Source organism: Nocardiopsis codii, assembly GCF_036327455.1.
GTDB classification, from domain to species: Bacteria; Actinomycetota; Actinomycetes; order Streptosporangiales; family Streptosporangiaceae; genus Nocardiopsis; species Nocardiopsis codii.
The window spans coordinates 188562-209892 of sequence record NZ_JAUZMY010000003.1 but is presented as its reverse complement, the minus strand read 5'-3'; the positions used below and the strand labels follow the sequence as shown (position 1 = coordinate 209892).

19 protein-coding genes and 1 tRNA gene are annotated in these 21331 nt (G+C 71.0%); 10 read left to right on the top strand and 10 right to left on the bottom strand.

Features of this window, described 5'->3' with window-relative positions; translation table 11 throughout:
* Nucleotides 1-118: 118 nt before the first annotated feature.
* The 5 genes from Q8791_RS04690 (at nt 119) to Q8791_RS04670 (ending at nt 3430) form a co-directional block, all read left to right on the top strand.
* Nucleotides 119-826, top strand: a complete 708-nt coding sequence (locus tag Q8791_RS04690; protein ID WP_330090316.1) for a GNAT family N-acetyltransferase — start codon at nt 119-121, stop codon at nt 824-826.
* 404 nt (nt 827-1230) lie between these two features.
* On the top strand, nt 1231-1863 hold the full coding sequence (gene sepX, locus Q8791_RS04685) for a divisome protein SepX/GlpR (protein ID WP_330090315.1): 633 nt from the start codon (nt 1231-1233) through the stop codon (nt 1861-1863).
* Between the two features lie 67 nt (nt 1864-1930).
* Nucleotides 1931-2007: transfer RNA gene (locus Q8791_RS04680), tRNA-Ala, on the top strand.
* Between the two features lie 401 nt (nt 2008-2408).
* Complete coding sequence (locus tag Q8791_RS04675; RefSeq protein WP_330090314.1) at nt 2409-3023, top strand: TetR/AcrR family transcriptional regulator; 615 nt, start codon at nt 2409-2411, stop codon at nt 3021-3023.
* Nucleotides 3020-3430 carry a hypothetical protein gene (locus Q8791_RS04670; protein WP_330090313.1) on the top strand — a complete coding sequence of 137 codons (411 nt, stop codon included), beginning with the start codon at nt 3020-3022 and terminating at the stop codon, nt 3428-3430. Before Q8791_RS04675 ends, Q8791_RS04670 begins: the two co-directional genes overlap by 4 nt.
* 118 nt (nt 3431-3548) lie before the next feature.
* Here the strand turns inward: Q8791_RS04670 and Q8791_RS04665 are convergent, their stop codons facing one another.
* Complete coding sequence (locus Q8791_RS04665) at nt 3549-4319, bottom strand: response regulator transcription factor (protein WP_330090312.1); 771 nt, start codon at nt 4317-4319, stop codon at nt 3549-3551.
* 1058 nt (nt 4320-5377) lie between these two features.
* Between Q8791_RS04665 and Q8791_RS04660 the strand changes: the two genes are divergently transcribed.
* Nucleotides 5378-5926, top strand: coding sequence for a hypothetical protein (locus Q8791_RS04660; protein ID WP_330090311.1), 549 nt, complete (start codon nt 5378-5380; stop codon nt 5924-5926).
* Nucleotides 5927-5971: 45 nt separating this feature from the next.
* Here Q8791_RS04660 and Q8791_RS04655 read toward each other — a convergent pair whose 3' ends face one another.
* From Q8791_RS04655 to Q8791_RS04645, 3 genes are all read right to left on the bottom strand, one after another.
* Entirely contained in the window at nt 5972-6280 is a 309-nt protein-coding gene (locus Q8791_RS04655; protein ID WP_330090310.1) for a sec-independent translocase, read from the bottom strand.
* A gap of 156 nt (nt 6281-6436) precedes the next feature.
* Nucleotides 6437-6640: a cold-shock protein gene (locus Q8791_RS04650; protein ID WP_267948036.1), complete on the bottom strand. Its 204-nt coding sequence runs from the start codon at nt 6638-6640 to the stop codon at nt 6437-6439.
* A 306-nt stretch (nt 6641-6946) separates the two neighbouring features.
* Nucleotides 6947-8593: a dolichyl-phosphate-mannose--protein mannosyltransferase gene (locus Q8791_RS04645; RefSeq protein WP_330090309.1), complete on the bottom strand. Its 1647-nt coding sequence runs from the start codon at nt 8591-8593 to the stop codon at nt 6947-6949.
* Between the two features lie 111 nt (nt 8594-8704).
* On the opposite strand from Q8791_RS04645, the gene rsmI reads away from it, so the two are divergent.
* Entirely contained in the window at nt 8705-9580 is an 876-nt protein-coding gene (gene rsmI / locus Q8791_RS04640; RefSeq protein ID WP_330090308.1) for a 16S rRNA (cytidine(1402)-2'-O)-methyltransferase, read from the top strand.
* A gap of 235 nt (nt 9581-9815) precedes the next feature.
* Nucleotides 9816-10478: an AIM24 family protein gene (locus tag Q8791_RS04635; protein WP_330090307.1), complete on the top strand. Its 663-nt coding sequence runs from the start codon at nt 9816-9818 to the stop codon at nt 10476-10478.
* Nucleotides 10479-10669: 191 nt separating this feature from the next.
* Here Q8791_RS04635 and secD read toward each other — a convergent pair whose 3' ends face one another.
* On the bottom strand, nt 10670-13327 hold the full coding sequence (secD, locus tag Q8791_RS04630) for a protein translocase subunit SecD (protein WP_330090306.1): 2658 nt from the start codon (nt 13325-13327) through the stop codon (nt 10670-10672).
* Nucleotides 13328-13409: 82 nt separating this feature from the next.
* Entirely contained in the window at nt 13410-13868 is a 459-nt protein-coding gene (locus tag Q8791_RS04625; protein WP_330090305.1) for a hypothetical protein, read from the bottom strand.
* A gap of 224 nt (nt 13869-14092) precedes the next feature.
* Between Q8791_RS04625 and metG the strand changes: the two genes are divergently transcribed.
* Both metG and Q8791_RS04615 read left to right on the top strand, forming a co-directional pair.
* Nucleotides 14093-15910 carry a methionine--tRNA ligase gene (gene metG, locus Q8791_RS04620; RefSeq protein WP_330090304.1) on the top strand — a complete coding sequence of 606 codons (1818 nt, stop codon included), beginning with the start codon at nt 14093-14095 and terminating at the stop codon, nt 15908-15910.
* 81 nt (nt 15911-15991) lie between these two features.
* On the top strand, nt 15992-16915 hold the full coding sequence (locus Q8791_RS04615; protein ID WP_330090303.1) for a TatD family hydrolase: 924 nt from the start codon (nt 15992-15994) through the stop codon (nt 16913-16915).
* Nucleotides 16916-17051: 136 nt separating this feature from the next.
* On the opposite strand, the gene rsgA is transcribed toward Q8791_RS04615, so the two are convergent.
* From rsgA to Q8791_RS04595, 4 genes are all read right to left on the bottom strand, one after another.
* On the bottom strand, nt 17052-18161 hold the full coding sequence (gene rsgA / locus Q8791_RS04610; RefSeq protein WP_330090302.1) for a ribosome small subunit-dependent GTPase A: 1110 nt from the start codon (nt 18159-18161) through the stop codon (nt 17052-17054).
* 240 nt (nt 18162-18401) lie between these two features.
* Nucleotides 18402-19289 carry an MHYT domain-containing protein gene (locus Q8791_RS04605; protein WP_330090301.1) on the bottom strand — a complete coding sequence of 296 codons (888 nt, stop codon included), beginning with the start codon at nt 19287-19289 and terminating at the stop codon, nt 18402-18404.
* A gap of 160 nt (nt 19290-19449) precedes the next feature.
* A complete protein-coding gene (locus tag Q8791_RS04600; RefSeq protein ID WP_330090300.1) occupies nt 19450-20301 on the bottom strand; it encodes an MHYT domain-containing protein in 852 nt (283 codons plus the stop codon).
* 313 nt (nt 20302-20614) lie between these two features.
* Nucleotides 20615-21148, bottom strand: a complete 534-nt coding sequence (locus Q8791_RS04595) for a TetR/AcrR family transcriptional regulator (protein WP_330090450.1) — start codon at nt 21146-21148, stop codon at nt 20615-20617.
* Nucleotides 21149-21331: the final 183 nt, after the last annotated feature.

Here is a 21331-nt window from a genome sequence, read left to right as displayed (position 1 = left end):
CCACGCCACCCGTGTGGAGTGGAATACTGGAGCCCGTCACCGACACGGGGGGTCCGGCACCCCCGCCCTCGGGGACGTGCCCCCGGGCGGTGGCGCCGAGGGGATCGAAGGGACGGTCGTGAATCGCAGACAAGGGTGGCCCGTCACTCTGGAGGAGGGGCCGGTAGCACTCAGACCGCTGAGGCTCCGTGACGCCGCCGCGCTGCGTGACACCCGCTCGCGCAACGAGGAGTGGCTGCGCCCGTGGGAGCCGACGTACCCGGAGATGCCGCTGCGCTCCACCGGGCTGGCGCCCTACGTCGCGATGCTCCAGTCCATCCGCCGGGAGGCCCGACAGGGGCTGTCCATGCCCTGGTCGGTGACCTACGACGGCCGGTTCGTCGGACAGCTCACGGTGGGCGCCATCGTGTGGGGCTCCGCCCGTTCGGCCCAGGTGGGCTACTGGATCGACAGCGCCTACGCGGGCCGGGGCGTCACGCCGACCGCGGTCGCCCTCGCGGTCGACCACTCCTTCTTCCGCGTCGGACTCCACCGGATCGAGGCCAACATCCGTCCCGAGAACCGTGCGAGCAGACGGGTGGTCGCCAAACTGGGCTTCCGGGACGAGGGCGTGCGCAGACGCCAGCTGCACATCGACGGCGCCTGGCGCGACCACATCTGCTACGCGATCACCTCGGAGGAGGTCCCCCAGGGAATGCTGCGCCGTTGGCGCGACGGTTCGTCGGCAGGGCCCGGTTCCGACCCCGGATCCGCATTGGGGCCACAGGGCCCGAACGGCGGCGGAGATCCGCGCGACCCGGCGAGTCCGCCCCCCGGGACGAACTGATCGTGGCACGATCGCGGATGCGTTCGGCGTCTAAACCTCGCTTTAGCGACATTGACTCATTACTTTGCGTTGAATTGGGACTGCGCTCCGCAGTCATCGACTGACCTGCGTTTTTACCTCCGGGGGTGGGACGACCGAAACTGGGGGTCCACAATCTTGCGACACTCCGGGTGGAATGTGGCGCATTTATGGACACGGGGTCGTACCGTGCGGAACATAGACGCATTGACGATGCGGCCAACGCGTGGATATGGCTCCCGGGAATCGTCCCGGACCCGAGGCGGGTCCGGAACGATGTCCCAGCGGGAGGCGTCTCTACACCCGGGAGTACCGGGGGTACCACGCGGCGCAGTGTCGACGAGGTGTCGATCAACGTCCAGTGGCCGTCATCGTGAGGAGGGGTGATGAGCAGCTCTCCTCTGTACCTGGCCATCGTGGTGGTGTGGCTCATAGTCCTTGTGCCGATGTTGTTGCGCAAGGACTCCGTGGAGACCGTCAACGACGACCAGCGCCGCGAGGACGGGGACGCCGAGGACGGCTTCGAGGGCCCCGCCGAGGACGAGGAGGACCCCGACCTCACCGAGACCCAGGTCATCCACCGCGACGACCTGGAGTCCGACCCCGGTGTGCGGGGGGCCGAGGAGATCGACCTGGCCCGCGGGAGGTACCGCGCCGCCCGCGAGCCGCGGGCGCGCGTGATCGCCCGGCGGCGCCGCCGCACCAGCGTGCTGACCCTGGTGAACGTCGCCACGGTCGTCGCGGTCGCCTTCGGACTGGGGCCGTGGTGGGTGATCGCCCCGCCGGTCCTCCTGCTCACAGGGCACCTGGTCCTCCTCCGGGAGGCGGCCAAGGCCGACTCCGAGTACCGCGAGGCCGCCGAGCGGGCCCGCCGCCGGGCGGTCCTGCGCGCCCGTCGGGCCGAGGAGGAGCAGCGCGTCGACGCCGAGCGCGAGGCCAAGGTGATCGCCCTCCGCGAGCGGCGCAGCCAGGTGTACGACCAGTACGCGGACGCGCGTCTCAGGGCGGCCGGGGACTGACCCGGGCCGGGGTGGAACCTTCGGTTCGGACCACCCCGGGATCCCTGATATCGTTTGAAACGTCTTCGGGGCTATGGCGCAGTCCGGTAGCGCACCTCGTTCGCATCGAGGGGGTCTGGGGTTCAAATCCCCATAGCTCCACCAGAAGACCAGGCGGGTCACGTCCTACGGGACGGGCCCGCCTGGATTTTTTTGCGGCGTGTCCGGCGAGGACGCGTGCGGGGGTCGCGGATGCGGCCCCCTTTCGCCGTTCCGGGGCCGGGGCGCCGCCGGGCGGCCCGGGGTGAAGCGAAGGGGCCCGCGCCCTGGAGGGCGCGGACCCCTTCCGGCGGCTCCGGGCCGACGAGTGCTGCTGTTCCCTGCGGCGGGCGGTCGTTTCCGGACCGGAGCCCCGAGTGTCACCGGCGAAGCGGCTATCCCCTGGGTCGGGGCGGGCCGGTGCCCCACAGACTACTCCCGGGTGTCCGGAACTCCCGCGGCGCGGGCGCCCCGGTGTCTCCGCGGTGATCTTTTCGTCGGTAACTTTCCGGTGTATAGTTCTGGATATGGCAAACGGATACCACCACGGAAACCTGCGGACCGCCGTCCTGGAGCGGGCGGCGGAGGTGATCGAGCAGGAGGGGCCCTACTCCTTCAGCCTGCGCTCCCTCGCGGCCGACCTCGGGGTCAGCCACACCGCGCCCCGGCACCACTTCGGAAGCCGTGAGGGCGTGCTCAACGCCCTGGCCGTCGAGGGGTTCCAGGAGCTCGCCGCACGCCTGAGGGCCGATCGGGAGGCGGGGGGAGGGTTCCTGGAGGCGGGGGTCGAGTACGTGCGGTTCGCCACCGACCGCCCGGCCCACTTCCAGGTGATGTTCGCGCCCACGCTGCTCAGCGACGACGACGAGGAGCTGGAAGCAGCCCGCGCGGCCGCCTTCGGCGAACTCCAGGGCGGAGTGAGCGCCCTGGCCGAGGAGGGCTACCCCGTGGAGGACGGCGCCGCCGCCGTGGTGGCCGGCTGGGCGATCGTGCACGGCATCGCGACCCTCGCCCTCACCGGCAACCTCGACAGCTCCGGGATCCGGAGGCTGTTCGAGGACACCGACCTTCTCACCATCACCCGCCGCAGCGCGGGGCTCCTGTTCGGCCGGAGGCCGGACCCCTCGGAGGGGCGGTCATGAACCAGGTCCAACTGATCTCGTCGGGCGTGGTCCTGCTGACCGTCGTCGGGATCGCCTACGGGGGCACCTTCCTGCTGCGGGTGGTCGGAGGCGGGGTACCCGTCAACGAACTCCAGCGGTCGTACTTCCGGGCCGGGCACGCACACGCGGGAGTCCTGGTGATCCTGGGGCTCGTGGTGCGCCTGCTCCTCGACGAGCCCACGGTTCCCGACTGGAGCCGCGTCATGGGGGATCTGGTCCTGCTGGCGGCGATCCTGATGCCCGCCGGGTTCTTCCTCTCGGTGATCGGCCGCGACCCGAGCGGGCCCAACCGGCTCCGGATCCTCATCCGGCTGGGCGCGACCGCCCTGGTGATCGGCCTCGTCGCCGCTGGGGCCGGCCTCATCGTCGGCGGAACGGCGCTCTAGCGGGCACTGGCCGCCGCCGCGGCGCGGGCTCCGGCCCGCTGGCTCCGAGGGGCGCTCCGGGCTCCGTGGGGGCGCTGAGGCGCCCCCACGGACACGTGCGCGGCCATGTGCCGAGGGGTCAGTATCCGGAGACGTACTCGGCGCGGACGGCGTAGATGGCCGCCTCGGTGCGCGAGTGCACCTGGAGCTTCTCCAGGATGTTGCGGACGTGGTTCTTCACGGTGTTCTCGGTGATGAACAGCCGCTCCCCGATCTCCCGGTTGTTGAGGGAGCGTGCCAGCAGCTTGAGGACCTCGGTCTCCCGCGGAGTCAGCTGGGGGATGTCCGGCCGGCTGGGCGGGGCGCTCTCCTGCTTGGCCAGCTCGGCGAACTCCCCGATGAGCTTGGTGGCCATCGCGGGGTTGATGAACGACTGCCCGCCGGCGATGGTGCGCACGGCCCGGGGCAGCTCGGTCACCGAGATCTCCTTGAGGAGGTAGCCGGTGGCGCCCGCCTTGAGCGCGTCGAAGAGGTCGGACTCCTCGTCGCTCATGGTCAGCATGACGAACTTGGTGTGCGGGACCGCCTCGCGGATGCGGGGGCAGGCGTCGATGCCGTTGGAGTGCGGCATCCACACGTCCATGAGCACCACGTCGGGCCGCATCTCGGTGGCGAGCCGGACGGCCTCCTCGCCGTCGCCCGCCTCGCTGACCACGCTGATGTCCTCCTCCTCGTCCAGGACGGACACGAGGCCGCGGCGGAAGAAGGCGTGGTCGTCCACGACCATGACGCGGATGGGCCTGGTGGAGGGGCCGGGCTGGCCGAACTGGCTGAACCGGTCGGGCGGACCGGGCGGCGCGTCCTGCGCCGTCCGGGTGAAGGGCATGGGGCTCGGGGGGTGCGGACTCACGACGGGCCTTCCTTGCGTGCGACAGCCAGGGGGAGACGCCACGTCCCCGTCCCCGACCGGGGGAGCGGCGGTGTCGGTGTGCGCATCGCCTTGGGGTGGGTCTTTCCACTTTAGGCGGGCTTCCGTCCGACTAGGGCTGTAACGAACGAACTCACCTCCCGGGATTCCGGGCGTGTCAGCGGAAAACGGAACCGCGGCCGCCACAGGGCCTCCCGGGGTCGGCCGCGTCCGAGAGGGGGCGCGTGGAGGGGGTGGGTGAATATGCACTTAAGAGGGCGACCGAAACCCCGGGCGGAGCGAGGTCGCCGCACGGCCCGTGCCTCGCATGTCAGCCTGTCCATGACGCACTGTCACGACTACTGGTGACGGCAACTAGTCGGAAAGATGTGGATACCTCCGTTTTCTGGCACTCTGTCCGTGAGATCCTGCCTGGTGCCCGCCAGTCGTCTCGCGGAATCCGGGGGAAGTCCGTCTCTGAATGGCGTCGGACTTCGATCGGAGTTCAAGAGCGTTGCTGTTGCTCTCCGTTGTGCGAATCGAATGGATTTTGCGGGGATGAGGACTTGTTTTGGCTGTGTTTTGAGGTTGATGGGGTGCGGTAACTGACAATGAAAGCCTGTCTGAGCTGCGAAAACTCCTCTTCGTCTGTTATTTGAGAGGTGGGTTCGGAGCTTTGGTAGTCCCCACGTCATAAAACGATGAATTTTCGACTGCAGGTCTTGCGTGAGCAGTGCGTCCCACGACATCGTTGTCATGGGATGGGCTGGAAGCCGAAACGAAAGGTAGATGCCATGACCACGCACGCGTTGACCGTCCGTAACAACGGGTGGTCCTGGACGTAGCCAGTCCGCTGAACGGGTTCTGCCGAACCCCGACGCCCGGGCCTGTCCGATCCCCGATCGGGTGGGCCCTTGGTCCTCCCGGCTCCCGGCCGGGCCCGCCGCGCGTACCGACGGTCCGGGGCGGGCAGATTTGACGGCGGACCACACCGGGTAGGGATCCGGACACGACCCCCGGCCCGGACGGGGCCGGGCCGCGCCAAACGTGAAGGGGCGGCCGTGACCGACTCCCCCCAGCCCCCCGGCGGCTACGAGTACCCGGAGGAACCCGCTCCGGCCGGAGGATACGAGCCGCCGGATCCCCCGCCCCGCCCCCGACCGCAGCCGCCCCCGGAGACCACGGTCAGGCCGGCGGAGGACGTCGAGGAGGCCGGGCCGCTGGCCGCGGCCGAGCGCTTCCGCCGCACCACCCCGGCCCGGCTCAGGACGATCCCCCCGCACAGGAGCGGCGGCCACTGGCGGCTGCTCGCGGGCACCCTCACCTACGTGATGGTGGTCGGAGGGATGGCCGACTACGTCGAACCGCAGGCACGGGCCGTCGCCCACCTGGTGTTCTGGCTGCTCATCGGGGTCGCGTTCCTGGTCACCGTCGTCCGTGAGCGACGCCACGGTTGGGAGCCCGCGCCGCGCTGGCCGTGGACGGCGGGCGCGGTCGGAGGCGCGCTCGTGGTGGAGGGGCTCATCCTGGCCTTCGGCTCACCCGCGATCATCGTCGGCTCGGTGATCCTGCTCGGCCTGGGGCTGTTCGTGCTCATGCTCGTGGGGTGAGGGGAACGGGGAGGGGGAGCGGGCCCGCCGCCGGCAGGGGCGGGGTCAGGTGGCCTCGTCGTCGAAGGGCGGGCGCTTGCCGTTGAGGCGCGCCGCGGGCTTCTTCTCCTGCTCCTCTTCCTCCCAGAAGTGCTTCTGCACGAAGCGCTTCGGGTTGAGGTCCTGGACGTCGAAGTCCTTGAACTCCGGGCCCAGCCCCTCCTTGATGTCGTTGGAGGCGGAGTTGGCCATGGTCCGGAGCTGTCTCAGGACCCGCCCGACCTGCTGGGCGGCCTTCGGCAGTTGGTCGGGCCCGAAGATCAGCAGCGCGAGAAGGAGGAGGATGACGAACTCCACCCCGCTGATGTTGAACATGGTGACCCTCGTCCCTCGGTGTACCTATCGGCCCCAAGCAGGTTAACCGGTATCAGCGGGGTTCGGTAACCCTGCCCTGGTCACACCTGGGAGTCGGAACGCGGACCAGCCCCCCGCTCGCAGAGCGGAGGGCTGGGGAAACGCACGTGCGGCGGTCTAGATCGCTCGAACGTCCGCCGCCTGCGGGCCCTTCGGGCCCTGGATGATGTCGAACTCGACCTTCTGGTCCTCTTCCAGGTTCCGGAAGCCGGTGCCCGTGATCGCCGAATAGTGCACGAACACGTCGGGCTGACCACCCTCGACGGCGATGAACCCGAAACCCTTCTCAGAGTTGAACCACTTCACGGTGCCCTGAGCCATGTGCTCTCCCTTGGGGACTACGGCGGGGCCGCACCCTGCTGGCCCCGGGTCGCCGGGCGCCTCACCGACGAGTAATCCCCGTATCGACGAGCGCCCACGTGCAGTTCCGCGAGGCGCCTCGGGCATCCATGGAAACAACAACAGCAACCAGTTGCAGACAGTACCAGGGAGGGTGGTGCCCTGCCGAGGCTTTTGCGGCAGGAATCCACCCTCTCCAAGTGTCCTCTTTCGGCTACGGGAAACAGTTGCATTTGTCCCGCACGCCCACTAATGGAGTTCGGGGAATGCGGGTTCTCCGACGGCCGATCAGGAGGAACCGTTGCCGTAGATCCACACGTCGAACCAGAGGCGTTCCCGCCAGACGGTCTCGTCGATCGGATAGGCCGCCAGGACGGGGTAGAAGTAAGCGAAGTAGGCGACGATCAACAACAGGACGACGCCGTACACGATGCCGCCGCCCGCCCGCAGATAGGGGGCGAAACGGGGGCTGTCGTCCCCGGCCCCCATCACCAGGCCGAGCGACAGCACGATCGCCAGGACGAGGAACGGCAGCAGCGGAAGCGCGTAGAAGAGGAACATGGGGCGGTCGGGGTAGGCGAACCACGGCAGCCACCCCGCGGCGACGGCCAGCAGTACGGCTCCCGCGCGCCAGTCGCGGAAGGTCACCCACCAGGCGAACATGACGATCAGAGCGAGCAGGCTGATCCACCAGATGACCGGTGTGCCGATCGACACGACCGAGGTCACGCAGCTGTCGGTCCCGCAGCCGACGGTCTCGCCGTTGTAGTGGAACATCACCGGTGTGCGCATGACGAGCCACTCCCACGGAGCGGAGATGTACGCGTGGTCGCTGGTGAGCTCGGTGTGGAACCCCATCATGCGGCGGTGGTAGTCCCACAGGCTCCACAGGCCCTCCACCGGGGCGTGCAGGAACCCGGGCACCACGTCCGGGAGCATCCCGTCGGCGTAGTCGCGGTTGTAGCCTCCGCGCGTGAACAGCCACCCCGACCACGAGACCAGGTAGACGACCCCCGCCACCACCACGGTCTGGAGGAACGCCGGTACGGCGTCGGTCCCGAGCCACCGCCAGAACGGTCGCACCTGGCCGACACTGCTCCGCGCCCCGTAGTCCCACGCCACCGTGAGCAGGCCGAACGCCGCCACGAAGAACAGCGCCGACCACTTGGTGCCGATCGCCAGTCCGAAGCACAGCCCCGCCGCCAGCCGCCACCAGCGCATCCCCAGCCAGCCCACCGCTGCCATGTCGGTCCCCGCCTCCGCCAGGCGGGCCAGTCGCTCCCGGGTCCTGTCCCGGTCGATGACCAGGCAGGTGAAGCCGGCGAGGATCCACAGCGTGAGGAAGATGTCCACCATGGCGATGCGGCTCAGCGTGAAGTGCAGGCCGTCCAGCGCCATGATCAGGCCCGCCGTGCAGCCCAGCAGCAGCGACCGCGTCATACGGGTGGCCAGGCGCACCAGGATGAGGACGGAGACCGTTCCGGCCAGGGCCGCGGCGAACCGCCACCCCTCCGGGGTCATCGTGGCGCCGAACGGGAACAGGGACCAGAGCCAGTCGCCCAGGGCGATCATCCACTTGCCGACCGGCGGGTGGACGATGAAGTCGCCGCCTCCGGTGAAGATGTCCTGGTTGCCGGTGTTGAGGAGGTCGTCGGCCTCGATCGGCTCCTCATGGGTCTCGTGCTCGTAGCCGAACTCCCAGAGGCCGTAGGCGTCCTTGGCGTAGTACGTCTCGTCGAAGTAGATCCGCTCGGGCTGGCCGAGGTTGAAGAGCCTCAGGGCCCCCGCGAACAGCGCGACGAGGGAGGCCCCCAGCCAGGCCAACCACCAGGGGGAGGGGTCGGAGGGCAGGAACCGGGCGCGCACCGGGTCCTTGCGGGGTGGAGAGGGCGGCGTCGAGGGCTCTGCCTCGGAGGAAAGTGCGGTGGAGGTCATCTCGGCTCGTAGGTTGGGGTCGGAGATGGTTGTCCATTGCGGACGTACCACGAAACCAGGTTTCGGGTGGCGTGATAGAGCCAACCGTAGCGTGACAGGACGGGGATCACAGTGGTTGAGGGCGAAGCTGGAGCGCGGCGAGTCGGGACCCTGACTCTCGCCGGGTTGCCCATCGGGAACCTGGAGGACGCGCCGCCCCGGCTGCTGCGAGCCCTGGGGGAGGCGCGGGTCATCGCGGCCGAGGACACACGCAGGCTACGCCAGTTCGCCTCCCGCGCGGACGTGCGCCTGGGAGGGGTCGAGGGCGCCCGCGTCGTGTCGTACTACGACGCCAACGAGGGGCGGCGCACCGACGAACTGCTGACCGACCTGCGGGAGGGGCGCGACGTCATCGTCGTGACCGACGCGGGGATGCCGGGGGTCTCCGATCCCGGGTATCGGCTCGCCGCGGCCTGCGCGGAGGAGGACATTCCGGTCACCGCCATCCCGGGGCCCTCCGCGGTCACCACCGCGCTCGTCGTGTCCGGGCTGCCGACCGACCGCTTCTGCTTCGAGGGCTTCCCGCCCCGCAAGGGACTTGCGGGGTACCTGGCGGACCTGGCGGCGGAGCGCCGCACCATGGTGTTCTTCGAGAGCCCGCACCGCGTCGCCGCGACGCTGGAGGCGATGGCGGGCGCGTTCGGCGCCGACAGGCGGGCCGCCGTCTGCCGCGAGCTGACCAAGACCTACGAGGAGGTGCGCAGGGGCGGGCTCGGGGAGCTGGCGGCCTGGGCCGCCGAGGGGGTGCGCGGCGAGGTCTCCGTCGTGGTGGAGGGCGCCCGCAGGCGTGCGGAGGACACCACGGACGCGGAGCTGGTCGACGCGGTCGCCGCGCTGGAGGAGGAGGGCGTGCGCCGCAAGGAGGCGATCACCCGCGTGGCCAAGGAGACCGGTGTGCCCAAGCGGCGGGTCTACGACCTCGTGCACGGGATCGCCGCCGCCGAATGACCCCGTCCCCCGCGCCCACCGGCCCGCCCCGTCGACGGGGGCCGCACCTGCCCCGCCTGCACCCGTTCCCGCGCGCCCACCGGCCCGCCCCGAACGCCGGCGCCTCCGGCCGGGCCGGGGGTGACGCGGGGAAAGGGAGGGCGACACCCGGGAGAACAAGGGGCGGATCCGGAACCTTTCTCCGTCGTGCGCGTCTCATCAGCGACAACTCCCCGACCATCGATGAGGACCCTTCATGAGAAGTCAGCTCTTCCAGCAGGCCCAGGAGAACAACCAGCCGGGCATGCACCTCCAGAACCACAAGATGCTCCGCGTGGGCCTCGACGGTGAGTTCTACGCGCGCCAGGGCGCCATGGTCGCCTACCAGGGGCAGGTCGACTTCTCCTACGAGGGTGCGGGGAGCGTGGGCAAGTTCTTCAAGAAGGCCTTCACGGGCGAGGGCATGCCGCTGATGAAGGTGTCCGGCCGGGGCGACGTGTTCCTCGCCCGCGACGCCTGGGACATCCACCTGATCGACCTGGAGAACGAGCACCTCACCGTGAACGGTGAGAACGTGCTGGCCTTCGAGGCGGGCCTGGGCTGGGACATCCGCCGGGTCGAGGGTGCCGGGATGGCCGCCGGGGGTCTGTTCAACACGGTCTTCAGCGGCCAGGGCCGGGTCGCCGTGGCCTGCCACGGGGCTCCCGTCCTGATCAACGTCGACCAGCCCACCTTCGTCGACACCGACTCCGCCGTGGCCTGGTCCAGCTCGCTGCGCACGGGGGTGCGCCGCACGGCGAAGGCGAGCGCGCTGATCGGCCGGGGCAGCGGAGAGGCGATCCAGCTGTCGTTCGAGGGCCAGGGCTTCGTCCTGGTGCAGGCCTCCGAGGGCCCCCAGGTCCCCGTCGCCGCGGGCTGACCGGACGCCCCCGGCGGCCTGGGGCGGTGCGGGGGCGGGACGCGACGAGGGCCCCGGGAACGTGTCGGAACACGTTCCCGGGGCCCTCACCCTTCGTGCCGGGACCCCCGGCCGTTCGTGTGGCATAAGACGGCCGAGGAGATCCTCGAATCCCTCGCAGCGTACTGCCGGCGAATGAACGACTCAGGACACTAGACCACGGCGCCGTCGTCGGCGTCGCGGGCGGCCTTGGCGGCCACCTTCTGCTTGGCCTTGCGGTCCTTGATCACGTGGGGCGGCGGCGTGCGGTCCCACTTCTGCAACCAGACGGCCAGCGGAACGGCGACGAACACCGTGGAGACCACACCCGTGGTCAGACCGACCAGCATCGCGATCGAGAAGTCCTGGAGCGACGACCCGCCGAGGAAGACGAGGAAGCCCAGGATGATCCACGCGCCGACCGTGGTGTTGACCGTACGCGGCAGGGTGTTGAGGACCGCCCGGTTGGCGATCTCCTTGAACGAGGACTTCTCGTCCCTCGCCCACTCGTCGCGCACCCGGTCGAACACCACCACCGTGTCGTTGACGGTGAAGCCGATGACACTCAGGATCGACGCCAGGAAGACGCCGTCGATCGGCTTGCCGAGCCAGATGAACAGGCCGACCACCAGCAGCATGTTGAACGCCAGCGACAGCATCGTGGAGACACCGAACGACCAGCGGAAACGCCAGGCAAGGTAGATCATCTGGAGCGCCAGCGCGGCGCCGAGGGCGATCAGCGCCCGGTTGCGCAGCTCGTCGCCCATGCTCGGGCCGATCAGCTCGTCGCTGACCATCTCCACGCCGCCGGTCGCCTCGGAGAGGGCGTCGGTGACGCTCGCCGCCTCCGGGTCGGAGATGTCACCGGTGCGCACCGCGATGTCGCTGTCACCGGACTCCTGCACGACGGCGGTGTCCGACCCCGGGAAGTTCAGGCCCGAGATGATGTCGCGTGCCTCGTCCACCGAGATCGGGTCGCCGGTGACCTGGTACTCCATCACACGGCCGCCGGTGAACTCGACACCGAGGTTGGTGTCGCGGACCAGCGGTGCGGCGATCGCGGCCAGCACGATCAGCGCGGCCACGACGAGCCCCTTGCCCCGGTGCCGCATCAGGTCGGGGTTCTTCTCGACCAGCCAGGTACGGATCGGGCCGATCTTGTCCAGGCCGCTGACGGCCGGGTGCTTGCGGATGACCGCCCTGCGGACCGCCCACTCGACGAACACGCGCGCGATGATCAGCGCGGAGAACATCGAGACGATGGTGCCGATGCTCAGGGTCACACCGAAGCCCTGGACGGTGCCGGAGGCGAAGAAGAAGAGCAGCGCCGCCGCGATGAGCGTCGTGACGTTGGTGTCCAGGACGGCGCTCCACGCCTTGCGGGAGCCCTCGACGAACGCCTTCTCCAGGTTCGGCGGGATCGCCCGGCGGCGACGGCGCGCGAGCGCGCCGGCCTCGGCCTTGGAGGCCTCGTCCTCCGTGGCGTCCCGCATGCCCGCGGACTTGTTGGACTCGTACACCCTCTGCTGGCGCTGGTACTCCTCGCGCGCGCGCTCGAAGATGAGCACGTTGGCGTCGATGGCCATACCGATCGCCAGCACGAAACCGGCCAGACCCGGCAGGGTGAGCGTTGCCCCCAGGGCGACCAGCGCCCCGTACGCGATGAGCGTGTAGAACGCCAGCGCGACCGAGGCGAGGAAGCCGACCAGCCGGTAGACCAGGGTGATGTACAGCGCCGTGAACGCGATGCCCAGGAGGGCGGCGATGGCGCTGGCCTCGATGGCGGCGGCGCCCAGGGTCGGGCCGACCGTCTGGCGCTGGACCTCGGTGACCGGCAGCGGCAGGGAGCCGCCCTCGATCAGCACGGCCAGCTCGTCGGCGGTCTCACTGGTGAAGGTGGGACTGGTGATGCTGGTGGAACCGCCCGGCATACCGACCTCGCAGCCGATCTCCGGGTTCACCTCCGGGGCGGAGATGATCTGGTCGTCCAGCACGATCGCCACGCGCCGCCGCGGGTCGCCCTGCTCGTAGCAGGCGGCGGCGCCGGTCAGCTGGGCCCACTGGTCGCGACCCTCACCGCGGAAGTTGACGTTGACCGTCCACTGGGTGCGGTTGACGCTGTCGAGCGCGGCGTCGGCGCTGGACACCCGGTCACCGCGGATGGCGGTGTCACCGAGCTGGAGGTAGGTGCCGTCGGCGTCCGGCAGCGTCATCGCGACGTCGTCCGGGTTCTCAGCGCTGGGGCCCGCCGGGGGCTGCTGGCCGCCGGTGGGGTCGCCGCCCATGCCGCCCATGAGCTCTTCCAGCTGCTCGGGGGTCAGCTCCTCACCGCCGCCCTCGGCGCCCTCCTCGGGGGCGCCCTCGGCGTCGGACGGGGCGCGGGCCTCGTCGGCCGGGGCGTCCGGCGCGTTCGCGAAGTCGCCGGCCGGAGGGGCCTGCACGCCCTGGCCGCCCTGTTCGCCGACGCCCAGCACCGGGTGGAAGGACAGCTGGGCGGTGCGCCCGACGATCTGTGCGGCCTCGGCCGGGTCCTGCACGCCGGGGAGCTCGACGATGATCCGGTTCTCACCGGAACGGGACATGGTCGCCTCGGCGACGCCGAGGCGGTCGATGCGCTGGCGCAGCACCTCGACGACCTGGTCGGTGTTCTCGGAGTTCGCGGCCGTGCCGTCGGCGCCGTCCTGGGTCTCCAGGACGATCTGCGTGCCGCCGCTGAGGTCGAGCCCCAGGCGCGGTGGGATGAACCACGCCGCGCCGAACGCGACGAGGATGACAAGGAGGGAGATGAGCGCGCGTGTCCAGCGCGCTCCCGCTCCCGTTTGACTGGACAAGGGGTAGGTACCTCTCACTGCGAAGACGGGTAGCCGAACGCATGCCCGGAGGAAACCGGGCGGGGGGTGCGGCCGGGGACGGTCAGATGGCGGTGTTCGCTGCGAGAGGCGGACCCCGCGTCGGCGGAAGCTCCCCGGTGGTGACCTGTTCGGGAACGGGGTCGCAGGCCGGGGGCGGCAGCGGCCACCAGGGCTGGTCCCACACGGCCAGGCGCAGGGCGCGACCGGGGACCGTGTCGGGAAGGTCGCGCAGCAGGGAGCGCTGATCGCAGGTGGTGGCAGGGGGGCCGACCGTGACCATGGGGTTCTCGACCAGGTTCGCGCGTTCGCGCGGGGTCACCGACTCCTGCGCGGCCGCGCTGCCCCGGGCGTCCTCGGGGGCGCTGGCCAGACCGTGCGACGGCAGGGGCGCGGAGGCGGGTTCGCCTCCCAGCCCGGAGGCGACGGGGAACGACAGGATGACCAGCAGCACCATGCTCGTGAGGAGCGCGGTGGTGTGCCGGGCAGGGCGGGGTAGGGCACGGGTATCCGTGGTGACCACCGCCTCAGGTGAAGGACCGGGAAGAGGGTGTATCCGTCACCGCGCGCCCCGGCGGCACGCGGCTCGTCCAGCAGAGCATACGGGTACGTGTCTCCCCCGGGGAATCGTGCCCGGCCGCGAGTGGCGGGACCGTCGCGCCCGCCGGCGCCGGCACGGGGGACGGACGCGCCCGAGCGGGGGAAATGAGGTGCGGGGCAGGCCCTCGGCGGCTTTAGGCTTGGGGCATGTCGTCGAATCGCCACATCCTGACCGCGGTCGCCTGGCCCTACGCCAACGGACCGCGCCACATCGGTCACGTGTCCGGCTTCGGAGTTCCCTCCGACGTCTTCTCCCGCTTCCAGCGAATGTCGGGCAACCACGTGCTGATGGTCAGCGGCACGGACGAGCACGGCACCCCGGTCCAGGTGCAGGCAGACCAGGAGGGCGTCACCCCGCGCGAGCTGGCCGACCGCTACAACCGGATCATCTCCGAGGACCTCGTCGCCCTCGGCCTGTCCTACGACCTCTTCACCCGCACCACCACCGGCAACCACTACGCGGTCGCCCAGCAGCTGTTCACCACGCTGTACGACAACGGGTACGTCTTCACCCGCACCACCCAGGGCGCGGTGTCCCCGTCCACCGGCCGTACGCTGCCCGACCGCTACATCGAGGGCGTCTGCCCGATCTGCGGGTACGACGGCGCGCGCGGCGACCAGTGCGACAACTGCGGCAACCAGCTCGACCCGATCGACCTCATCTCCCCCCGTTCGCGGATCAACGGCGAGACCCCCGAGTTCGTGGACAGCGAGCACTTCATGCTCGACCTGCCCGCGTTCGCCGAGGTCCTCTCCACGTGGCTCACGGGCAAGGAGGGGGAGTGGCGGCCCAACGTCCTCAAGTTCTCCCTGAACCTGGTGGACGACCTCCAGCCGCGCGCGGTCACCCGCGACCTCGACTGGGGCGTGCCGATCCCGCTGGACGGCTGGAGCGACAACGCCAACAAGCGCCTGTACGTGTGGTTCGACGCGGTGATCGGCTACCTGTCCTCGTCCATCGAGTGGGCGAAGCGGATCGGCGAGCCCGACGCGTGGAAGCGCTGGTGGCAGAGCGACGAGGCCCGGTCCTACTACTTCATGGGCAAGGACAACATCGTCTTCCACTCGGTGATCTGGCCCGCGATCCTGCTGGGAGCCGCGGGCGAGGGCGACCGGGGCGGCGACACGGGGCCGCTCGGACGGCTCAACGTCCCCACCGAGGTGGTCTCCAGCGAGTTCCTCACCATGGAGGGGCGCAAGTTCTCCTCCTCGCGCCGCGTCGTCATCTACGTGCGCGACTTCCTGGAGCGCTACTCGGCCGACGCGCTGCGGTACTACATCATGGCCGCCGGGCCCGAGACCCAGGACACCGACTTCACCTGGGCCGAGTTCGTGCGCCGCAACAACGACGAGCTGGTCGCGGCCTGGGGCAACCTGGTCAACCGCTCCGTCTCCATGGCGGCCAAGAACCTGGGCGAGATCCCCGCCGCCGGTGAGCTCACCGACGAGGACAGGGCCGTGCTGGAGGCGTCGCGGGGCGCGTTCGCGCGGGTGGGCGAGCGGCTGGAGCGGTCCCAGTTCAAGGCGGGCCTCCAGGAGGCCATGCGGACCGTCGCCGAGGCCAACAAGTACATCTCCGACCAGGCCCCGTGGGCGCTCAAGAAGACCGACCCGGAGCGGATGGCCACCGTCCTGCACGTGGCGCTCCAGCTGGTCCACGACGCCAACACCCTCCTGACGCCGTACCTGCCCGACTCGGCGAACAAGGTGCACGCGATGCTCGGCGGCACAGGTACCTGGACGGGCATGCCCCGCCTCGACACCGGGCACGACACCGTCGGCGGCTCGGAGGAGACCGTCGACTACCTGGTCATCACCGGTGACTACGCCGGGGACGCCGCGCGCTGGGAGTCGACGCCGATCGTGCCGGGCACGCCGCTGGGACGCCCGGAGCCGCTGTTCACCAAGCTCGACCCGTCCGTCGTGGACGAGGAGCTGGCCCGCCTGGAGGGCCCCACAGAGTAGTCCCGGGCGAGCCGGGAAGCAGGACGACCGCGCCGACGGGCCACGCCCGTCGGCGCGCCTTCGCGAAGGAACGTGAACACCATGGGCAAGCGCAGCGGGAAAGCGGTCAGGGAGCGCAACGACCAGACCCCTCCGCCGGCACCGGAGCCCCTGCGTGTCCCGGTGGCCGACAGCCACACCCACATGGACATGCAGACACCCGGTGTCGAGGAGGTCATCGCGGCCGCCGAGAGCGTCGGGGTGACCCCGCTCGTCCAGGTGGGCGTGGACCTGCCGTCGTCGCGGTGGGCGGCCGAGGTCGCCGCCGCGCATCCGGGCAAGGTCTGGGCCGCCGTGGCCCTGCACCCCAACGAGGCGCCGCGCATCGTGCACGGGGACGGCGCGGCCGGCGTGGAGGCGGACGACACCGACTGGGCGGGCAAGGCCCGGGAGGCGGCGGGCCGCGCCGGGCTGGACGAGGCGCTGGCCGGCATCGACGAGCTGGCGGCCCTGCCGCACGTGGTGGCGGTCGGCGAGACCGGCATGGACACCTTCCGCACCGGGCCCGAGGGGGCGCAGGCGCAGGAGGAGTCGTTCCGCCGCCACATCGCCATCGCCAAGGCCCACGGCAAGGCCGTGATGATCCACGACCGCGACGCGCACGACGACGTGTTCCGGATCCTGGCCGACGAGGGCGCACCGGAGAGGGTCGTCTTCCACTGCTTCTCCGGCGACGCCGACATGGCCCGGGTCTGCGCCGAGCACGGGTACTTCATGAGCTTCGCGGGCAACGTCACGTTCGCCAGCGCCGAGTCGCTGCGCGCGGCGGCCGAGGCGGCGCCGCCGGAGCTGATGCTGGTCGAGACCGACGCGCCGTTCCTCACCCCCAAGCCGTACCGGGGCCGCCCCAACGCCCCGTACCTCATCCCGCACACGCTGCGCCTGCTGGCCGGGGTCAAGGGCATGGACGAGGACGAGCTCGCCGGGATCGTCGCGGGCAACGCCCGCCGCGCCTTCGGGTTCTGACGGGCCCGCCCGGGAACCGGGCGCGCACCGCGCAGGACTCCCGGACCGCTCCCGCCCCGGGCCGGGACGGACGGAACGAGGCCCCTCCCCGACCGGGGAGGGGCCTCGTCACGTCCGGGGCGGGCACAGGGCCGGGTCAGCCGCCGCGCTTGCGCCAGGCGTTGGCGCGGGCCTCCTGGTCGGCTGCCTTCCAACGCTGCTTGCGCTCCGCGCGCACGCGCTGGTCGCCGCGGGAACGGTTCCACTCGGCCTCGCGCCGGAGCCGGTTCCAGCGGGCCAGCCGCCGGGCGTCCAGCTCACCCTCGTCGACGGCGGCCAGGATCGCGCATCCGGGCTCGGACTCGTGCGCGCAGTCCCGGAAGCGGCACTTCCCGGCGAGTTCGCGGACGTCGGCGAAGGTCTGGTCGACGCCGCCCGGGTCGCCCGGCACGTCGATGCGCCGCACTCCGGGGATGTCCAGGACCAGGGCGCCCCCGGGCAGCTCCAGGAGTTGGCGGTGGGTGGTGGTGTGCCGCCCCCGCTTGTCCTGGCGGACCTCCCCGGTGGCCATGAGCGGACGCCCGGCGATGGCGTTGACCAGGCTGGACTTGCCTGCCCCGGAGGTGCCCAGCAGCACCCACGAGGAGCCGGGCAGGAACCGTGCCGACAGCTCCTCCAGCCCGTCGCCGGTGTGGGCGCTGACGGCGTACACGTCGGCGCCGGTGGTCGCCGCCCGCACGAGTTCGAGGACTCCGGGGAGGCCGTCCCCGGCCAGCTCCGTCTTGGTGACGGCCACGACCGGGGTCGCGCCGCTCGCCCAGACCAGGCTGAGGAACCGCTCCAGACGTCCCACGTTGGGGCCCTGGTCGGCGGCCTCACAGATCAGGACCGCGTCGACGTTGGCGGCCAGCACCTGGTCGTGGGAGTCCTTGGCGACGCCCTGGCGGACGAGGCTGCTGGAGCGTTCGAGGACCGCCTCCACGAGCCAGGTGTCCCCGGAGCGCCGGACGGCGACCCAGTCGCCCGCGCACGGGGCGCAGGAGGGGTCCGCCTGCGCGGCCCTGGTCAGGGCCGGGGCGTAGTCGGCGGGGGTCTCGCCGGGGAGGCGGACCAGCGCGCCTCCACGGCGTGAGGAGGCCACGCGGGCGGGGAGCAACGGGTGCTCGCCGGCGCCGGCGACGGCGTCGAAGGCGCGTGCGACACGCGGGTTCCATCCGAGCCCGGTCAGCGGGTGGAGGGTGGGCGTGTCCGTATCGGGTGTGTTCACGACGGTCTCTCTGGGAGGCGAGCCGTCTGGAGGGTGGGACCCTCAGGGCTCGCGGACGATCAGGAAGGAGGGGGAGGGAGCGGGGGTACTCGCAAAGGCAGTCATGGCTCTTCCTTCCGTCGTCGGCCGTCGTCCTGTCCACGACGCGCACGGGCCCGCCGAGTCTAGGACCGGCGGGCCCGCGGCTTCCAGTGGTTTTTCCGGGGGCGGGTGGTGCGCGGCCCCCGGTCGGGCGGTGGATCAGCGGCGCCTGGTCCACACGTCGTCGCCCGGGGGCCCTGTGGGCCGGGCGGGCGCCTGACCCGAGGGGGCTCCTCCGTGCCGGGGCCGGTATCCGGCCTCGGGCACGCGCTCGCTGTCGGGTGGCGCCGGGGTCGCGTGGACCGGGCGCCTGGTGTAGTCGGGGCGCTCCTCGTCCACTCCGAGGAGGAGGAAGAGGCTGCAGACCAGCAGGAAGACGAACAGGACCACGATGGTGGGCAGCAGGAGGTCGGTGGCGCTGGACCCGGGCGGGGGGCCGTAGCGGTTCAGTCGCGGGGGCTCGATGTGGATGCCCAGCATGCCGGTGTAGTGCATGGAGGTCACCGCGAAGCCCATCACCGGGGAGGCGAGCAGGAGGGCGGTGAACCCGCGCAGCCGGGAGGCGCACCACAGGGCGCAGGTGGCCGCGACCAGTGCGATACCGCAGGCGAGGGCGACGTAGACGGGGTCGTGGTGGAGTTCGCCGTGGACGTTCATCGCTGCCAGGCCGGTGTAGTGCATGGCGATGATGCCGGCTCCGGCGATGAGGCCGCCCAGGAGCAGGGTGGACGTCCGCTGCCGGACGATCGTGATGGTGAGGGCGGCGCCCATTACCACGACCGCGGTGGCCCCGCTGACCCCGGTGAGTACGGCGTCGTAGCGGATCGAGGTGCCGACGGGGGAGAACCCCATCATGGCGATGAAGTGCATGGACCACAGGGCCATGCCGCCGAGGGAGAGGGATGCCAGGGCCAGCCACTGCCACCGCGTGAAGGTCTTCGACCGGCGCGCACGGGCGGCGAAAGCCAGCCCGAGGAGCGAACCGATGGTCGACACCGTGAAGGCGATGGCGGGGGTGATCCAGTCCTGGGTGGGGAAATCGGCCACAAATCGCTACTTTCCATGACCTAAGTCACAATCGACTGGGTTATGGATAGTAGGGATGACCTGGGGTGGGACACCAGAGGTTTCGGGAAACCCGAGTGGCCTGATGTGGCCATTTATCGCACCGCATCGCACTGTGGCGGACCGGTGACGGCCCGCGGCCTCAGGCCGGGCGGTCCCACGCGCTGCCGGTGCTGTGGCGCGCGTTGTAGCGACCCGTCCCCTCGGCCGGGGACGCGGTGTCGGGCACGGGCTCGCCGTCCCGGCGGTCGGCCTGCGACCCGCGCCGGGGAGCGGAGTCGTCGACGCCGAGCATCAGCAGGAGGCTGCACACCAGGAGGAAGACGAACAGGCCGACGACCAGCGGCAGCAGCAGCTCCGGGGCGGTCGAACCCGGGACCGATGCCGCGCCGGCGGACTCGTTCACGGTGACGTGCATGCCGAACATGCCGGTGTAGTGCATGGAGGAGACCGCCACGCCCATCACCAGGGAGGCGAGCAGGATCGACGGAACGCCCTTGAGCCTCTGGGTGAACCAGAGGGCCACGGTCGCGGCGACCAGGGCGACGACCACGGCCAGACCCACGAACAGCGGATCGTGTCCGAGGTGGCCGTGCATGTTGATGGACGCCATGCCCATGTAGTGCATGGCGACGATCCCCGCGCCCGCGATGGCGCCGCCCGCCAGGAGCCATCCCGTTCCGCGGTGGATGACCGTCAGGTACTGGGCGAGTCCCATGGCCACCACGGCGAGCAGTCCGCTGGCGATGGTGAGCGTCGCGTCGTAGCGGATCGACAGCCCGGGGACGTGGAAGCCGAGCATGGCGATGAAGTGCATCGACCACACGGCGGTGCCGCCGAGGCAGAGCGCGCTGAACGTGAGCCACGTCCCCCGGGCCGCCCCGCGGGAGTTCCGGGCGCGGGCGGCGAACATGAGCCCGACGAAGGAGCCGATGACCGACACGGCGTAGGCGACCGCAGGAGTCAGCGGCCCGTGGGTGAAGTGCTCGATCATGGCCGCTGGCTCCAGGGGACGTGGGGGAAGGAGTCCTGTTCAGGCCAATCCTAGGGAGGCCCGCCCCGTCCGGGGGCGGAGCCGGGGCGCGTCCGGGCTGCACGGGAGGCTGTCGCGGCGCAAGGGACCTTGGTCCCTGGGCTGTATGGCGGAGGGTAGCCGCCGCCTCTGTGGCGCGAAACACACACCCGGAGGGGTTGGGAGCCCTGGAGGCCCCGTCCGTCCGTCACCTGCGGGCGCCCCGGAGGGTGCGCGGCAGGCGCGCACCGCCCCCGGGTGCGCGGCCCCGCCGCCGCACCTCGGTGCGGGCGGGCTACGCGCGCAGTCCGCCGAAGGCGATCCGGGCGAGGGTGTCCGCGACCTCCTCGGAGGCCAGCCCCCGGTCCGGCTTGTACCACTCCACGAGCGAGTTCACCATGCCGAACAGCAGGCGGGCCGCGACCGCCGGATCGACGTCGCTGCGGATGTCGCCGTCGACGATCCCCTCGCGCACCAGGTCGGCGACGAGGTGGTCGAACTCGCGGCGCCGCTCCAGCGCACGCTTCTCCACCTCCGTGTTGCCGCGCACGCGCAGCAGCAGGGTCACGTGGGGCAGCTCCTCCACCAGGACGCGGACGCTGCCGCGCAGCACGTGGTCGAGCCGGTCGATGGCCGGCCCGGTCGTGGACGCCTCCTCGCGGGTGACCGCGAACAGGGCGTCCATCGCCAGGTCCAGGGAGAGGCGCAGCAGCTCGGTCTTGCCGGTGACGTGGTGGTAGATCGCCGACTTGGTGACGCCCAGAGCGCGGGCGAGGTCCTCCATGCTCGTGCCGTCGTATCCGCGCTCGTTGAACACGCGCGCGGCCACGCGCAGGACGGAGTCGGCGTCATGGCCGGGGCGGCCGGAGCGCCGCCGTCCCGCCCCGCGGCGGGAGGACGCTGATTCGGGAGGGGAAGTTCGGGACACGGTTGTCGAATCTACCTGGTGACGAGCACCGGGGTGCGCGGACGGCGGCCCGCGGCGCCATCCGTGTCCCCGGATCCGCACGAG

Coding starts and splice junctions, on each gene's coding strand:
- Q8791_RS04645 (WP_330090309.1), bottom strand. CDS start 8,593: ATGACCTCCACCGCACTTTCCTCCGAGGCAGAGCCCTCGACGCCGCCC.
- Q8791_RS04650 (WP_267948036.1), bottom strand. CDS start 6,640: ATGGCTCAGGGCACCGTGAAGTGGTTCAACTCTGAGAAGGGTTTCGGG.
- sepX (WP_330090315.1), top strand. CDS start 1,231: ATGAGCAGCTCTCCTCTGTACCTGGCCATCGTGGTGGTGTGGCTCATA.
- Q8791_RS04655 (WP_330090310.1), bottom strand. CDS start 6,280: ATGTTCAACATCAGCGGGGTGGAGTTCGTCATCCTCCTCCTTCTCGCG.
- Q8791_RS04615 (WP_330090303.1), top strand. CDS start 15,992: ATGGGCAAGCGCAGCGGGAAAGCGGTCAGGGAGCGCAACGACCAGACC.
- Q8791_RS04670 (WP_330090313.1), top strand. CDS start 3,020: ATGAACCAGGTCCAACTGATCTCGTCGGGCGTGGTCCTGCTGACCGTC.
- Q8791_RS04600 (WP_330090300.1), bottom strand. CDS start 20,301: ATGATCGAGCACTTCACCCACGGGCCGCTGACTCCTGCGGTCGCCTAC.
- Q8791_RS04635 (WP_330090307.1), top strand. CDS start 9,816: ATGAGAAGTCAGCTCTTCCAGCAGGCCCAGGAGAACAACCAGCCGGGC.
- metG (WP_330090304.1), top strand. CDS start 14,093: ATGTCGTCGAATCGCCACATCCTGACCGCGGTCGCCTGGCCCTACGCC.
- Q8791_RS04675 (WP_330090314.1), top strand. CDS start 2,409: ATGGCAAACGGATACCACCACGGAAACCTGCGGACCGCCGTCCTGGAG.